Origin of the sequence: Pseudorhodoplanes sp. (assembly GCF_035565795.1) — a bacterium.
In the GTDB taxonomy this organism is placed as follows: Bacteria; Pseudomonadota; Alphaproteobacteria; order Rhizobiales; family Xanthobacteraceae; genus Pseudorhodoplanes.
This window is the reverse complement of sequence record NZ_DATMRV010000010.1, coordinates 1-14929: the sequence shown is the minus strand read 5'-3', so window position 1 is coordinate 14929 and position 14929 is coordinate 1. Positions and strand designations below refer to the sequence as shown.

General features: G+C 62.6%; 18 protein-coding genes. 6 read left to right on the top strand and 12 right to left on the bottom strand.

Annotated features, from left to right (window positions below; all coding sequences use genetic code 11):
- Nucleotides 1-281 precede the first annotated feature (281 nt).
- The 10 genes from VNZ93_RS00790 to urtA form a co-directional block, all read right to left on the bottom strand.
- Nucleotides 282-587 carry an urease subunit beta gene (locus VNZ93_RS00790; protein WP_325698672.1) on the bottom strand — a complete coding sequence of 102 codons (306 nt, stop codon included), beginning with the start codon at nt 585-587 and terminating at the stop codon, nt 282-284.
- Nucleotides 584-1168: a HupE/UreJ family protein gene (locus VNZ93_RS00785; protein WP_325698669.1), complete on the bottom strand. Its 585-nt coding sequence runs from the start codon at nt 1166-1168 to the stop codon at nt 584-586. The genes VNZ93_RS00790 and VNZ93_RS00785 overlap by 4 nt, the downstream gene beginning before the upstream one ends.
- Nucleotides 1169-1190: 22 nt before the next feature.
- Complete coding sequence (locus VNZ93_RS00780) at nt 1191-1718, bottom strand: formylmethanofuran dehydrogenase subunit E family protein (protein WP_325698666.1); 528 nt, start codon at nt 1716-1718, stop codon at nt 1191-1193.
- An 11-nt stretch (nt 1719-1729) separates the two neighbouring features.
- Entirely contained in the window at nt 1730-2032 is a 303-nt protein-coding gene (locus VNZ93_RS00775) for an urease subunit gamma (protein ID WP_325698663.1), read from the bottom strand.
- A 9-nt stretch (nt 2033-2041) separates the two neighbouring features.
- Complete coding sequence (locus VNZ93_RS00770) at nt 2042-2878, bottom strand: urease accessory protein UreD (protein ID WP_325698660.1); 837 nt, start codon at nt 2876-2878, stop codon at nt 2042-2044.
- A 36-nt stretch (nt 2879-2914) separates the two neighbouring features.
- Nucleotides 2915-3610 (bottom strand): urea ABC transporter ATP-binding subunit UrtE, encoded by a 696-nt coding sequence (urtE, locus tag VNZ93_RS00765; RefSeq protein ID WP_325698657.1) that lies wholly within the window; start codon nt 3608-3610, stop codon nt 2915-2917.
- 66 nt (nt 3611-3676) lie between these two features.
- On the bottom strand, nt 3677-4438 hold the full coding sequence (gene urtD / locus VNZ93_RS00760) for an urea ABC transporter ATP-binding protein UrtD (RefSeq protein WP_325698654.1): 762 nt from the start codon (nt 4436-4438) through the stop codon (nt 3677-3679).
- Complete coding sequence (gene urtC / locus VNZ93_RS00755) at nt 4435-5595, bottom strand: urea ABC transporter permease subunit UrtC (protein WP_325698651.1); 1161 nt, start codon at nt 5593-5595, stop codon at nt 4435-4437. Before urtC ends, urtD begins: the two co-directional genes overlap by 4 nt.
- 31 nt (nt 5596-5626) lie before the next feature.
- Complete coding sequence (urtB, locus tag VNZ93_RS00750; RefSeq protein ID WP_325698649.1) at nt 5627-7243, bottom strand: urea ABC transporter permease subunit UrtB; 1617 nt, start codon at nt 7241-7243, stop codon at nt 5627-5629.
- A gap of 82 nt (nt 7244-7325) precedes the next feature.
- The gene (gene urtA / locus VNZ93_RS00745) at nt 7326-8645 is read right to left on the bottom strand and encodes an urea ABC transporter substrate-binding protein (protein WP_325698646.1); all 1320 of its coding nucleotides are present in this window, start codon (nt 8643-8645) and stop codon (nt 7326-7328) included.
- Between the two features lie 284 nt (nt 8646-8929).
- Here urtA and VNZ93_RS00740 point away from each other — a divergent pair, with 284 nt between their 5' ends.
- The 3 genes from VNZ93_RS00740 (at nt 8930) to VNZ93_RS00730 (ending at nt 11645) form a co-directional block, all read left to right on the top strand.
- A complete protein-coding gene (locus VNZ93_RS00740) occupies nt 8930-10135 on the top strand; it encodes a tetratricopeptide repeat protein (RefSeq protein WP_325698644.1) in 1206 nt (401 codons plus the stop codon).
- Between the two features lie 77 nt (nt 10136-10212).
- Entirely contained in the window at nt 10213-10935 is a 723-nt protein-coding gene (locus tag VNZ93_RS00735; RefSeq protein WP_325698642.1) for a PIG-L deacetylase family protein, read from the top strand.
- Between the two features lie 17 nt (nt 10936-10952).
- On the top strand, nt 10953-11645 hold the full coding sequence (locus tag VNZ93_RS00730; protein WP_325698640.1) for a 4-carboxy-4-hydroxy-2-oxoadipate aldolase/oxaloacetate decarboxylase: 693 nt from the start codon (nt 10953-10955) through the stop codon (nt 11643-11645).
- Nucleotides 11646-11680: 35 nt separating this feature from the next.
- Here the strand turns inward: VNZ93_RS00730 and VNZ93_RS00725 are convergent, their stop codons facing one another.
- Complete coding sequence (locus VNZ93_RS00725; RefSeq protein WP_325698637.1) at nt 11681-12139, bottom strand: CopD family protein; 459 nt, start codon at nt 12137-12139, stop codon at nt 11681-11683.
- 74 nt (nt 12140-12213) lie between these two features.
- Between VNZ93_RS00725 and VNZ93_RS00720 the strand changes: the two genes are divergently transcribed.
- A complete protein-coding gene (locus VNZ93_RS00720; protein WP_325698633.1) occupies nt 12214-12891 on the top strand; it encodes a DUF938 domain-containing protein in 678 nt (225 codons plus the stop codon).
- Nucleotides 12892-12896: 5 nt separating this feature from the next.
- Here the strand turns inward: VNZ93_RS00720 and VNZ93_RS00715 are convergent, their stop codons facing one another.
- A complete protein-coding gene (locus tag VNZ93_RS00715) occupies nt 12897-13124 on the bottom strand; it encodes a hypothetical protein (RefSeq protein ID WP_325698629.1) in 228 nt (75 codons plus the stop codon).
- 523 nt (nt 13125-13647) lie between these two features.
- Here VNZ93_RS00715 and VNZ93_RS00710 point away from each other — a divergent pair.
- Both VNZ93_RS00710 and VNZ93_RS00705 read left to right on the top strand, forming a co-directional pair.
- Nucleotides 13648-14613, top strand: a complete 966-nt coding sequence (locus tag VNZ93_RS00710) for a catechol 2,3-dioxygenase (protein WP_325698626.1) — start codon at nt 13648-13650, stop codon at nt 14611-14613.
- An 8-nt stretch (nt 14614-14621) separates the two neighbouring features.
- A partial coding sequence (locus tag VNZ93_RS00705) for an aldo/keto reductase (RefSeq protein ID WP_325698623.1) occupies nt 14622-14929 on the top strand: 308 nt, incomplete at its 3' end.

The window sequence follows — 14929 nt, the reverse complement described above, 5'->3', positions numbered from 1 at the left end:
TCCCCGGTCTTATCCCCAAGGGCTGTGTGTATCGTCGTTTTCATTGCGTTCGATCCGTCGCGCGCTAGTCTCGATGACAGATGTTCATGACGGCTTGGGCTGGACGCGAACATCTCCGGGACTGAACGGTGTGGAAGCGAAGGCTGCTACAAGCGTCGTATCCGTGAGCCGGATGGTCACGGCTCCTTGCCGCGGTAGCGGCGGCACGGAACGTGACGGGCGGGCGCAAGCTCGCCCGTTATGTTTTTGCGGGATCGTCATCGCGTATCGATCGCGCGCTGTCACAGCTTCCCCATCACGTCGCCGCGAAAGCCGTAGACCATCCGCTTGCCCGCGAACGCGACAAGCTGCACGTCACGCGTCTGGCCGGGCTCGAACCGCACTGCAGTGCCAGCCGCGATATCAAGCCGCATGCCGCGCGCTTTCTTGCGATCGAATTTCAGTGCCGGATTCGTCTCGAAGAAATGATAATGCGAGCCGACCTGGATCGGCCTGTCTCCGGTGTTCGCGACCGTAAGCGTCGCGGTCTTGCGACCAGCATTCAGTTCGATCTCGCCGTGCTTGACGAGGATTTCACCCGGCGTCATTTGAAAAGCTCCAGCGACGGCAGCAGGATTCCGGCCAAGGCGATCGCGGCGCCGGAGGCGCGCAACAGCGTGATCATCCGTACTCCTTGCGCAAGGGCGCCGACTGCAAGACCGATGACATGAAGAATGATGCTGGCGACTGCGAAGCCCAGGGCAAATGGCAGCGCAGACCCAACGATCTCGATGCCATGCGCGTAGCCGTGGAACAGACCGAACAGACCGATCATCGCGGCGCCCGCCGCAAGCGGCATGCGGATGGCAAGCATGATCGCGAGCCCAAGCCCGACCAGCGACGCAAGGATCATTGGTTCATAGAGCGGGAGCGCGACACCCTGTACGGCCAGCGCAAAGCCTCCCATCATCGCCGCGACAAACGCTGCCGGCCAAAGCCACAGCGCCGAGCCGCCCCGGATTGCGGCCCAAAGTCCTACGGCAACCATCGCCAGCACGTGGTCGGCGCCCGCGAAGGGATGATGGAAGCCCGAAAGGAACCCTTCCGGAGATCCGTGTCCTGGATGCGCGAGCGCCGGCAACGTCAGAAGCGCGAGCCAGGTAAAGGCCGGCAGGATAATTTTCGTCACAGCTATTCTCCGACTGTCAGCGTTATTGTGATTTGCGTTCAGAGCGAACGTACAGCGTCTCTGCCGGCGCCTTCATGATGGCATCCCAGCGCGCGATAACCGGAAGCTTGTTCACGTCGCGAAAGGTGGGCCCCGCCGTCAACGGGATCACGTACTCGACGCTTTCGCCGCTGGTCTTGTTCCTGATCACGACCTTGCCAAACTCGCCCGGACCCGGACGATCCGGAGATACGCGTAATGAATTCTGTCCCGGGGATGCTGCGGTCGCGACCATGATGCCATCCACGACACACGGGCACGGTGCTTCGGCCGCGCTGTAATAGGTCACGTCGACCTCCCGCGGCTTGGCCTTCAGCGCATGCAGGGAATCGTGACCGATGCGAATGCCCAGAGCGATCAGCGAGCCGAACCCGCCATGAACGCGCGCTCCGGTCTCGATCCAGGCGTCGCGTTCGGCCGGCGGCAGACTGTCCATTGCATCATGCGCGTACGCAAGAGACAGTTGCAGCGGCAGCAACGCCGTCAACAAGGCACCCGGCATCAAACGCATTGTCCCCCTCCTCATCGAATGGGCTCGTGCACGGTTACAAGCTTGGTCCCGTCAGGGAAGGTCGCCTCAACCTGAATGTCGTGGATCATGTCGGCGATGCCGTCCATGACCTGATCGCGTTTCAGCACGTGGGCACCATCCCGCATCAATTCCGCGACGGTCTTTCCGTCACGCGCGCCTTCGACGATGAAGTCCGTGATGAGAGCCACAGCCTCCGGATGATTGAGCTTTACACCGCGCTCAAGCCTTCGCCGCGCAACCATCGCCGCCATCGAGATCAGCAGCTTGTCTTTCTCGCGCGGTGTCAGAAACATCGTCCGTCCTCAATTGGTCCAAAGTCGCGGCAGCGCGCCGCAGAGATGATTGAGTATCGAAATGAGTTCGCGCCGCAAGGCCGCGGCATCTTTCCCACACAGACGAATGACGGCAATTCCGTTCCAGGCCGAGGCGCCCGCCTCACTGACGAAGCCGGAGAAACAGGCCCTCGCCTTTTCCGCGGTCGCCTCATCCGCAGGCGCGATCACAACGGTCGCAACGGCCGCCGCCCCGGCAGCGGCTGCCGGTCGCGCCAGCAACGCCGCGATATCGCCGCCGATGCGCAGCGTGTCGGCGAATACGAGCTTTCCGCCACACCGGATTCGCCATCGGTCCACCAACGCCCCGGAACGCACGGTCTCGTCCATTGCCGATCGGCCGAACACCGTCGATTCCGCCATAACCAGGGCGCCGCCTTCCGCAACATCGACCTCGATCGAGCGATGCAGCCTGGCGCCATCGAACAGGATGGTTTCCTGCGGCAGCCAGCGCAGCAGCGCGCCCTTTGCCGCCGAAAGCCGCACCGCGATGCGCGAGGGCTCCTCCATCGCGCGATAGACCTTCTCGGCCGCCGCGCTGATGACGGCAAGCTGCGCGCTCTGCCCCGCGTCGATCGCGATCGAGAAATCGTCGCCGCCGGCGATGCCGCCCGCTGTGTTGAGGATCACCGCCTCGCTTTCCACTCCGCTGACATCAGGCAGACGAATACGGAGAGAACCTTCCTCGACCAGCCGTCGCCGGCGGGTGCGGCCGTCACGTTCGATGACTGAAAGGTCGATGAGTCCGCGCGCGCGGTTGCGGGCGAAGATGGACGCCGTGTCGATTGCTGCACTCGCAGGGCTCATGCCATCTGTCTAGCACGGTTCGGACGAAACCTGGAATTACAGCGCCAGTGCGCGCCGCAATGCCGGCTCGTCCAGATCGTCCTTGCCGGATGAATAGACCACCGACCCGCGGTCCATGGCAACGAAGCGGTCACCGAGCTCCCGCGCGAAGTCGTAATATTGCTCGACCAGCACGATAGCCATATTGCCGAGACCACGCAGATAAGAGATCGCGCGGCCGATATCCTTGATGATCGAAGGCTGGATGCCCTCGGTCGGCTCGTCCAGCAATAGCAGACGCGGCTGCATGACGAGCGCCCGGCCGATGGCAAGCTGCTGCTGCTGACCGCCCGAAAGGTCGCCGCCACGCCGGCGGAGCATGTTGTTCAACACCGGAAACAGCGAGAACACGTCGTCGGGAATCACGCGTTCATCGCGCTTCAGCGGTGCGAAACCGGTCTTCAGATTTTCCTCGACCGTCAGCAGCGGGAAGATCTCGCGGCCTTGCGGCACGAAAGCGATGCCCGAGCGCGCGCGCTGATAGGGCTTCAGCCCGTTGATCGAATTGCCATCCAGGTCGATCATGCCCTTGCTGACCGGTTGCTGCCCGACAATGGCGCGCAAAAGGCTGGTCTTGCCGACGCCGTTGCGGCCGAGCACGCAGGTGACCTCACCCGCCTTGGCGACCAGCGAGACGCCGCGCAACGCCTGCGCCGCGCCATAGTGAAGGTCGATGGATTTCACATCGAGCATGGCATTTCCTTTCCCTCTCCCCTCGGGGGAGAGGTAAGAACAGAGCTTGCGGCAGCCTTCTGATCATCACCGCCCCAGATACACCTCGACCACGCGATCGTTGGTCGAGACCTGATCGATCGAGCCTTCGGCCAGCACCGAGCCTTCGTGCAGGCACGTCACCTTGACGCCGAGCTCGCGCACGAAATGCATGTCGTGCTCGACCACGATGACGCTCTTCTCCTGATTGATCTCCTTCAGGAGCGCGGCGGTCTGCATGGTTTCGGCGTCGGTCATGCCGGCCACCGGCTCGTCGACAAGCATCAGCTTCGGTTCCTGCGCGAGCAACATGCCGATCTCCAGCCATTGCTTCTGGCCGTGCGACAGCGAACCGGCGAGCCGCCAGCGGGCGTGGTTCAGTCTGATGGTATCGAGGATCTTGTCGATGCGGCTCGTGTCGCCCGCATTCGCGCGCCAGCGGATGCCCGCCCGCGCGCTCTTGTCCATGCTGAGTGCCAGCAGGATGTTGTCTTCTACCGTGTGCATCTCGAACACGGTGGGCTTCTGGAATTTCCGTCCGATCCCCCGCCGCGCAATCTCGGTCTCGTCGAGCGCGGTGAGATCGGCTTCACCCTCGAATAAGGCGGAGCCCTCGTCCGGCCGGGTCTTGCCAGTGATGACGTCCATCATCGTAGTCTTGCCGGCGCCATTCGGCCCGATAATCGCGCGCATTTCCCCGGGGTCGATCGTCAGCGACAGATTGTTCAGCGCCTTGAAACCATCGAAAGACACCGAGATGCCGTTGAGATACAGAAGCGCGGAAGTTGTCTTGGTGTCCATCGGCGTCACTCCGCAGGCTTCGGTGAAGCGGCGGCGATGGGCTCACCGCCCCCCGCGGCCGCGCGCCGCTCCTGCCGCGCGCCCCACCAATGCGAGATGGTTCCCACGATCCCCCGCGGCAGAAATAGCGTGACGATCACAAAGAGCCCGCCCAGGAGGAACAGCCAGTACGGTGCGAGCGCGCCCGTGGTGAAGGTTGTCTTCGCATAGTTGACCAGCAATGCGCCGAGCACAGCGCCGGTCAGCGTTCCCCGCCCTCCGACCGCGACCCACAGCACCGCCTCTATCGAGTTGGCTGGCGCGAACTCGCTCGGATTGATGATCCCGACCTGCGGCACATAGAGCGCGCCCGCAAGACCGGCCATGCAGGCCGAGACGATCCACACGAACAGCTTGTAATTCTCGACGCGGTAACCGAGGAACCGCGTCCGCGATTCCGCATCGCGGATCGCAACCAGCACCTTGCCGAATTTCGAGGTCACGAGCTTGCGGCAAATGATGAAGCAGATGCCCAGCGAGGCGCATGAGATCGCGAACAGCGCCGCCCGCGTCGATTGTGCCTGGACGTTGAAGCCAAGGATGTCCTTGAAGTCCGTCAGACCGTTATTGCCGCCAAAGCCGAAATTGTTGCGGAAGAAGGCCAGCATCAACGCAAAGGTCAGTGCCTGCGTGATGATCGAGAGATAAACGCCCGTGACGCGCGAGCGGAATGCGAACCATCCGAACAGGAAGGCCAGCGCACCGGGCGCGAGGAACACCATCAGCAAGGCATAGGGGAATGACTGGAAGCCGTACCAGAAGAACGGCAGTTCCTTCCAGTTCAGGAACACCATGAAGTCCGGCAGGATCGGATTGGCATAGACGCCCCGATCTCCGATCTGCCGCATCAGATACATTCCCATCGCATAGCCGCCGAGCGCGAAGAACGCACCGTGACCGAGCGAGAGGATGCCGCAATAGCCCCAGATCAGATCGATCGAGAGCGCGAGCAATGCGTAGCAGATGTATTTCCCGAACAGCGCCACCGCATATGTCGGGACGTGCAGCGGATGCGTAGCCGGCAGCAAAAGGTTGGACAGCGGCACGAGGATTGCGACCGCGGACAGGATGGTGAGGAACACGATCGACTGGCGGTCGAGTGTCCGGATGATGGGACCGCCGTTCATCGGTGAACCCCGGCGCTTCGACAATTGGTCATCACGCCTCCACCGCCCGGCCCTTCAGCGCGAACAGGCCGCGCGGGCGCTTTTGGATGAACAGGATTATGAGCACGAGGATCGCGATCTTCGCGACCACCGCACCCGCATAAGGCTCGAGGAACTTGTTGGCGATACCGAGCGAGAAGGCTCCGACCAGCGTTCCCCAGAGATTTCCGACGCCGCCGAACACCACGACCATGAACGAGTCGATGACGTATCCCTGTCCGAGATTGGGCGAGACGTTGTCGATCTGCGAGAGCGCCACGCCGGCGAGACCGGCGATGCCGGAGCCGAGACCGAAGGTCAGCATGTCGACATTGGCGGTTTTGATGCCCATCGACGCCGCCATGCGACGGTTCTGCGTCACGGCGCGCATCTCGAGGCCGATGCGGGTGAAGCGCAGGATGCCCAGAAGGCCGAAGAACACCGCAAGCGTGAACACGATGATCCACATGCGGTTATAGGTGATGGTGAGTTGGCCGAGTTCGAACGCTCCGCTCATCCAGGACGGATTGCCAACTTCCCGGTTGGTCGGGCCGAAGATCGTTCGCGTCGCCTGCTGCAGGATCAGCGATATGCCCCATGTCGCGAGTAGCGTGTCGAGCGCGCGGCCATAGAGCCACTGGATCACGGTCCGCTCGATCACAATACCGACGGCGCCAGCCAGCAGAAATGCGAGGGGAATTGCTATCGCGAGCGAGTAATCGAACAGCGCCGGATTGTGGACGCGGATCAGCTCCTGCACCACGAACGTGACATAGGCTCCGATCATCACCATCTCGCCGTGCGCCATGTTGATGACGCCCATCACTCCAAAGGTGATGGCAAGGCCGATGGCGGCAAGCAGCAGGACCGAACCGAGCGAGAGTCCGTACCAGGCATTCTGGAGGACATCCCAAAACGCGAGCTGGCTCTGGATTGATGCGATCGCGTCTTGCGCCATGGTCTTCACGCTGCCGGGCGTGTTCGCAGGCAGACCGGACAGCAAAGCGAGCGCGTCCTGATCTCCGCGCGCACGGACCACGCCGATGGCATCGATCTTCTCGGTCTCGGACGCATCCTCCTTGAAGAGGATGATGGCTGCGCGCGCTTCTGTCATCACGCGCTTGATGTGCGAACCGGTTTCCTTGGCGATCGCAGCGTCGAGCGCGGGCAGCGCGGCTGCCTCGCGCGACTTGAACACCGCTTGCGCCGACGCCAGCCGCTGGCGCGGGTCCGGCGACATGAGCGTGAGGCTGCCGAGCGCCGCATCGATGGCGCGGCGGATGCGATTGATAACGCGCACTTCGGTAAGGTTGGAAGGCGCCGGATCGACGGCAGCGCCGGTCGCAGCATCCACGACACCAGCGCCCTGCCGAATAAAGACTTTCTTGCTCGCCGGATCGAAGAAAAGCCGTCCGGACTGCAGGGCTTCGATGATTGCAATCGCGCGCGGCGATCCCGACGCGGCGACGCCGGCGATCCCCTCTTCCGTCTGACCGAAAGAGCCCGCGGCAAATTTCGCAAGCGCATCGTCGAGTGTCTGGCTGAACGCGGGCTGCGCTGCGAGCAGAAGCGCAAGCGCCAGCACGCCCGCGACCAGACAAGTGCGCGTCTTTGCGCAGAATGATGTCATCTCACATGGTCCCGGCATGGAGGTGATACGTGAGGAGGCGGCGCCGACATGCGCCGCCTCCAGTGTTGTCAGACGCTGGAGATCAGGAACCCTGACCGCCGCACTTCTTGGTGACCTTGTTGTAGTTGCCGCACTTCAGCGTCACCCAGTCGGCTTCGAGATCCTTCGAGCCTTCCAGATGCGGCGACCAGGCGGCGCCGGGGACGAGACCATCGGTCTTCCACACCACGTCGAACTGGCCGTCGGCCTTTACTTCGCCGATGAACACGGGCTTGGTGATGTGGTGGTTCGGGAGCATCTCGGAGATGCCGCCAGTGAGGTTCGGAGCCTTGGTGCCCGGCAGCGCGTCGATCACCTTGTCAGGATCGGTGGTGCCGGCCTTCTTCACGGCCTCGACCCACATCGCGAAGCCAACGACGTGAGCTTCCATCGGGTCATTGGAGACGCGCTTCGGATTCTTCGTGAAGGCTTTCCACTTCGCGATGAATTCCTTGTTCGCCGGCGTGTCGATCGATTCGAAGTAGTTCCAGGCGGCGAGATGGCCGACCAGCGGCTTGGTGTCGATACCGGCGAGTTCTTCTTCACCGACCGAGAACGCGACGACCGGAATGTCCTTCGCCTTCACGCCGCGATTGCCGAGCTCCTTGTAGAACGGAACGTTGGCGTCTCCGTTGATGGTGGACACCACGGCGGTCTTCTTGCCGGCGGAGCCGAACTTCACGATGTCGGCCACTCGGGTCTGCCAGTCGGAGTGACCGAACGGCGTGTAGTTGATCGAGATGTCCTCGTCCTTGACGCCCTTGGACTTCAGATAGGCCTCGAGGATCTTGTTGGTGGTGCGCGGATAAACGTAGTCGGTGCCTTCCAGCACCCAGCGCTGCACCTTCTCTTCCTTCATCAGGTAATCGACGGCCGGAATCGCCTGCTGGTTGGGAGCAGCACCGGTGTAGAACACGTTGCGCTCGCTCTCCTCGCCCTCGTACTGCACGGGGTAGAACAGGATCGAGTTCAGCTCCTTGAAGACCGGCAGCACGGACTTGCGCGACACCGAGGTCCAGCAGCCAAACACCGCGGCAACCTTTTCCTTGGTGATCAGCTCGCGCGCCTTTTCGGCGAACAGCGGCCAGTTGGACGCCGGGTCCACAACCACCGCTTCAAGCTTCTTGCCGAGCAGACCGCCCTTCTTGTTCTGCTCCTCGATCAACATCAGCATCACGTCTTTCAGCGTGGTCTCGCTGATCGCCATGGTGCCCGAGAGCGAATGCAAAATGCCGACTTTGATCGTTTCCTGCGCCTTGACGGGCAATGCGGCCGCCAAGGACAGCGCGAGGCCCGCGGCCGAGGCCAAAAGCCAGCGGCGGGCAATCGGTCGCGGAGCGACCGCACGAGTGGGATGAATCATGTTGTTTCCTCTGCTTCACGCGCACGCCAGGGAGCCCGGCATCCCGCGCCGCAGCAGAGATCGCAAAGGGCGTGCCAATCTCTGAAACTGGTTCAAGACATTGAGTCAGAACCGGAAAAGACCGCTTTTGCCGCCTTGAAAATGAGCAGAGTTGCGGTCCGTGACTAGAAACTGGATTTATTGCCTAACTTTTAGACAATCGCGGCGCCGTTTCGGCGGAGTTTCTGATGCGAGGTCCGCCGCCGCGGGATAAGACCGCTGCCGGAACGACGAAAGACAACCTGATGCCTGAGCGACCGATCCTCCGATTGGCGGCCTGCGTCGCCGCGATGATGATTGCCGCAGCACCCGCCGCTGCGCAAAATGCCTCCGACCCGGTCGTCATGATGAGCCGCGCGGCGGAGCTCTCGCAGTCGGGAAAGGCTGCGGAAGCGCTTCCGATCGCTCAGCAGGCGCTTGCGCTCCTTGAGAAGCAGCGCGGGCCCGACCATCCGGACGTCGGATCGGCGCTGACCTATGTCGGCCTCCTGAACCAGCAGCTTGGCCGTACGAAAGAAGCGGAGGCACTCTATCTGCGCGCGCTCGCAATCCGGCAAAAGGCGCTCGGCGCCGATCATGCCGACGTCGCGGTCACGGCCGAGAACCTCGCCATCCTCTATCGGGCGACGGGTCGCAGGGACGAAGCCGAACTCCTGTTCAAACGCGCGCTCGCGATCAACGAAAAGGCGCACGGAGCGGACCACCCGGCGGTCGCCGCAACCGCCGGCGGTCTCGCCGCGCTCTATCAGGAAGCCGGACGTCAGCGTGACGCAGAGCCGCTTTATCAGCGCGCGCTCGCAATCCGCGAAAAGGCCTACGGACCCGGCCATCCGCACGTGGCAATCACGCTCGTCACGCTCGGCGAATTGTACCGGACCACCGGGCGACTCACCGAAGCCGAACCGCTGTTCAAGCGCGCACAGACGATCAGCGAGAAGGCGTTCGGCCCCGACCATCCGGACGTCGCGACGGCGCTGCAGGAACTGGCGATGACCTATTGGGTGCAGAACCGCATCGACGAGGTCGAGCCGCTGTTTCAACGCTCGCTTGCAATTCGCGAGAAGGCATTCGGCCAGGATCATCCGGCTGTCGCGCAGACGCTCAATACGATTGCCGCGTTCTATCGCGACCAGGGCCGGCACAGCGATTCCGAGCCATATTTCAAACGCGTGCTCGCGATGTATGAGAAGGCGCTCGGGCCGGACCATCCGGGCGTCGCGACATCGCTCAACAATCTGGCCGTGCTCTATCAAGAGATGGGAAGGCCGGTCGACGCCGAGCCGCTGGCAAAACGCGCCCTTGCAATCCGGGAAAAGTCCTTCGGGCCGAACAACCCGCAACTCATCAATACGATGCACAACCTTGCAGAGCTTTACCGTACGCTCGGCCGTGATGCAGAAGCCGACGCGCTGGCAAAGCGCGCCGAAGCGATCAAGCAGAAGAACAGATAGAGCCTTCCAAGTCAGGCTTGAATCCTCGCTGCGGATGTTGCAAATCCGCCGCGGATTTGACCGCCGGAGAAATACGCATGGCCCAGAAGACCGGACTCGTGATTACTGCTCACCCGGGCGATTTTGTTTGGCGCGCGGGCGGCGCGATCGCGCACCATGCGAAGCTGGGCTATCGCATGAAGATCGTCTGCATGAGCTTCGGCGAGCGCGGCGAGAGCCAGTTTGCGTGGAAGGAAGCAGGCGCGACGCTGGAAAGCGTGAAGGCCGGCCGCAAGGACGAGGCCGAGCGCGCAGCCGCCCTGCTCGGCGCCGAAATCGAATTCTTCGATTGCGGCGACTATCCGCTCAAGCTGACGGAAGCGCATTTCGACCGCATGGTCGACATCTACCGCGAAACCAATCCGGCTTTCGTGCTCACGCACGCACTGAAAGACCCCTACAATTTCGACCATCCGAATGCCGCACACTTTGCGCAGGAGACCCGCGTGGTCGCGCAGGCCATGGGCCACAAGCCGGGCGCCAAGTACCAATATTCCGCGCCGCCGGTTTACCTGTTCGAGCCGCATCAGCCCGAACAATGCGACTTCAAGCCGGATCTGATTCTCAAGATCGATGACGTCTGGGAGACCAAGTACAAGGCGTTCCAGATCCTCGCGGCACAGAAGCACCTTTGGCACTATTACGAGCGCGTGGCGCTCAACCGCGGCATCCAGGGCTCGCGCAACACTGGCATCCCGATGACCTACGGCGAGGCCTATCAGACGCTGTTCCCGCGCGTCGTCACCGATACGCTCGGCTGAGCCAAGGAAGCATCGACATGAAGACTGTGGTCGTTCGCAACATTCAGCGCGCTGATGCCGATGCTTGCAGGATTCTCGCGGGCCTTGGCGTATCGACCTCGCACGAAGCGCTTGGCCGTTCCGGCCTGATGAAGCCCTACATGCGGCCGATCTGGCCGGGCGCCGCAATCTGCGGCCCCGCCGTCACCATCATGGCGCAGCCGGGCGATAACTGGATGATCCATGTCGCAATCGAGCAGTGCAAACCGGGTGATGTCCTGGTGGTTGGTTGCACCGCCGACAACACCGACGGCATGTTCGGCGACCTGCTCGCGACCTCGGCAAAGGCTCGCGGCGTTCAGGGGCTCATCATCGATGCCGGCTGCCGCGACGTCGCGACGCTGAAGGAGATGGGCTTCCCGGTCTGGTCGAAGGCGATCTCGGCCAAGGGCACGGTCAAGGCGACGCTCGGTGCGGTCAACATTCCGGTGGTCTGCGCCGGCGTGAATGTGACGCCGGGCGATGCGATCGTTGCCGATGACGATGGCGTGGTGGTGATCCCGCGCAAGCTCGCGGGCGAAGTCGCCGCCAAGGGCCAGAAGCGCGAAGCCGACGAAATCGCCAAGCGCGAAAAGCTCGCGTCCGGCATTCTTGGCCTCGACATGTACAACATGCGCCCCGCGCTCGAGAAAGCCGGGCTGGTCTACGTCGACAATCCGGAAGACGCGTAGCACGCTTCGCGTTTTCCGCAGGCTCTTTCCTCGCGCTACATTCCCCAATAGCGTCCGGTCGAACCGACCAGCACGGTAACGACACCGAGCACCAGGTTGATCGCGACCAGCTTGCGGATCATCGCGAGCTGCTTGCCTGCGTTCGGCCAGTCGGCCGCCTGAACGAATCTCTGCAGACGCCCCCACGGCGCAAAGAACAGGTGCAGATAGATCAGCATCATCAAGATGCCGGTACCCTGCATGACGTGGACGAAGAGCGGCGCACGGAAGCCGCCATAGACCATGAACATCAAGGCATAGCCTGAGATCAGCAGCGCCACGATCGAGACGCCAACCCATGGCAGAAAGCGACCGAATACATCGCGCCACAGCGTGAGGCGCGCGGGCGCATCGAGGGCGCCGGCGGCAGGACGCAGGATCATATAGGCGAAGGCCATCCCGCCGACCCAGAACATGGCGGCGAGAATATGCGCGGCCAGAAGAACGATCGGCATACTGGATGGTTCCTGTTGCAACCGGTGGGACTCTATTTGATCCAGCCAGCCTGGAATGTCTACAAATAGGACCCATGAGCGTCAGCCCGTCACAGAATCCGATCGACCCCATCGCGGTAGGCGATCTTCGTCTCGACGCGCCGTCATTTCATCGTAACTGGGAGCCGATCTGGGCCGAGCTGTCCGGCTATCTGAAAGATCGCCAGGGCAATGTCCTCGAAGTCGGAAGCGGCTCCGGCCAGCATGTGATCGAGTTCGCGAAACGGTCGCCTCACCTCATCTGGTGGCCGACCGATTACGACGAGCGCAATCTCACAAGCATCGACGCCTGGCGGCAGCATGCGCATGTCCAGAATGTCGAAGAAGCGAGGCGGCTCGACCTGTGCGCGCTGGAATGGGGGCTGAACGAGGCCGATTCAGCGACGCTGAGCGACCTCACCGCAATCTTCTGCGCCAACGTGCTGCACATCTCGCCGTGGCGGACGACGCGCGGCCTGATGTGGGGTGCATCGCAGCGACTGCATCCGGGCGGGCTCCTGTTTATCTACGGACCGTTCAAGCAGGACGGCCAGCATACCGCGCCGACCAACGAGGCGTTCGACGCCTCACTGCGCGCCCGCAACCCGGACTGGGGCGTGCGCGACATCGCCGACATTCAGGCAGCAGGACACGAACACGGTCTCCTGCTCGCGGAGATCGAGCCCATGCCGGCGAACAATATGCTGTTGGTTTTCGAACGGCGCGCGCACTAGCCGCGCTACACGCTGATAACGCCGTCCCGGTTCACAAAGACGCGGCTTTCGTCGATTGCGTTGGGCAGCAGGGCCGCAACGTGCTTGCGCAACTTCGCATCCGGCTGATCGTCGGCCGACCAGACGGTGACATAGATGTCGTTATCCCAGACCGAAAGATCGAAGTCCGCGATCATGCCCGAAGCCATCATGATCGCCAGCGCACCCCCGGCTGCCTTGAGGTAGATCACCATAAGCACCCTCCTCAACCGATAACGGCTCTAAAACGAAACGGCCGTCGTTCCGTTCGCAGGCGGCGTGTAGGGGAATCACACGACGTCACAGTGTCGAGACAATGTCAGAAGCGCGACTTTGCTCACGCGTGTGTGAGTCGCGAAAAATTTGCGGTGTGCACTGTCCGCGAAGCGTCACGAGGTCGTCACGCGAGTGTCGAGAGATCACACATTTGCAACGTACTCGGGATGCCACGGCCTGGGCGCAATCGCCGTCGTCCAGCGGGAGCATCCGGCGCCCGTCTCGTCCATCCGGGATCCCAATAAGGCCGGTGGCATCGAGTTCGTGCTGCTGAAGGCCGTGCACTTCTTGAAGGCAAAGTCGTCCGGCAATCGCCTGTATCGGTCCGGCCTCCGAAAGACCGCGCCAGCGGCGTCTCGAACCATAAGGCCAGCCCCTTCGGCGGCCTTCATTTCCGTTATCGACGCGCGGCGCCCCGCATGTTAGGTCGCTGGCCGAAATCTGAACGCCTGCGAGCCTGAAATGATCAAAGAGCCTATTCTCGACATCGCCCACCTTGCCCACCTCGAACTGCTGACTCCCAAGTTCGAGGAGAGCCGCGATTTCTTCATCAACGTGTTGGGCATGACGCAAGCGGCCGAGAAAGGCGACAGCGTCTATCTGCGCGCGTGGGACGATTACGAGCTCTATTCACTGAAGCTGACGGCGTCGAAGACCTCGGGGCTGAAGCACGTCGCCTATCGCTGCCGCTCGCCGCAGGCGCTGGAGCGCCGCGCCGCCGCGCTGAAGGGTTCCGGGTTTGACATCGGCTGGACCGACGGCGATGTCGGCCACGGCAAGACCTTTGTCTGCAAGGACCCCGACGATCACGTCGTCGAGCTGTATTACGAGACCGAGTGGTACCAGGCGCCGCCGGACAAGAAGCCGGCGCTGAAGAACCAGGCCCAGCGATTCCCCGCGCGCGGCTGCAACGTGCGCCGTCTCGACCACTGGAATGGCCTCGCTGTCGACATCAAGGCGAACCGCGAATTCTACGAGAACTATCTCGGCTTCCGCCTGACCGAGACCATCATCCTGAATGACGGCACCGAAGCCGCGATCTGGTTGACCGCAACCAACAAGAGCTACGACTTCGCCTATACCCGCGACCACACGGGCACGAAGGGCCGCTTCCACCACATCACCTACGCGATCGACACGCGCGAGGAGATCCTGCGCGCCGCCGACATCTTCCTTGAGAACGGCGTGCATATCGAAACCGGACCGCACAAGCATGCGATCCAGCAGACGTTCTTCCTCTATGTCTACGAGCCGGGCGGCAATCGCGTTGAAGTCGCCAATGCCGGTGCGCGTCTGATCCTCGCTCCCGATTGGAAGCCGATCGTGTGGACCGAGGAGGAGCGCAAGAAGGGCCAGGCCTGGGGCCTCAAGACCATCGAGTCGTTCCATACCCACGGAACACCGCCGGTGGACGCGAAGGGGCACTAGGGCTTTTCGTGGCACTTCCGAATACAGCCCTTCCCTCCGGCGAGCCGATCCCGGTCTTCGGGCTCGGCACCTGGATGATGGGCGAGAGCGAGAAGGTGCGCGCCGACGAAGTCGCCGCCCTCAAGCTCGGCCTCGATCTCGGCGCAACGCTGATCGACACCGCCGAGATGTACGGTGACGGCGAGGCGGAAGAGATCGTGGGCGAGGCGATCGCCGGCCGCCGCGACGGGCTGTTCCTTGTCAGCAAAGTGCTGCCGGAAAACGCGTCGCGCAGGGACACGATCGCTGCCTGCGAGCGCAGCCTGAAGCGGCTGCG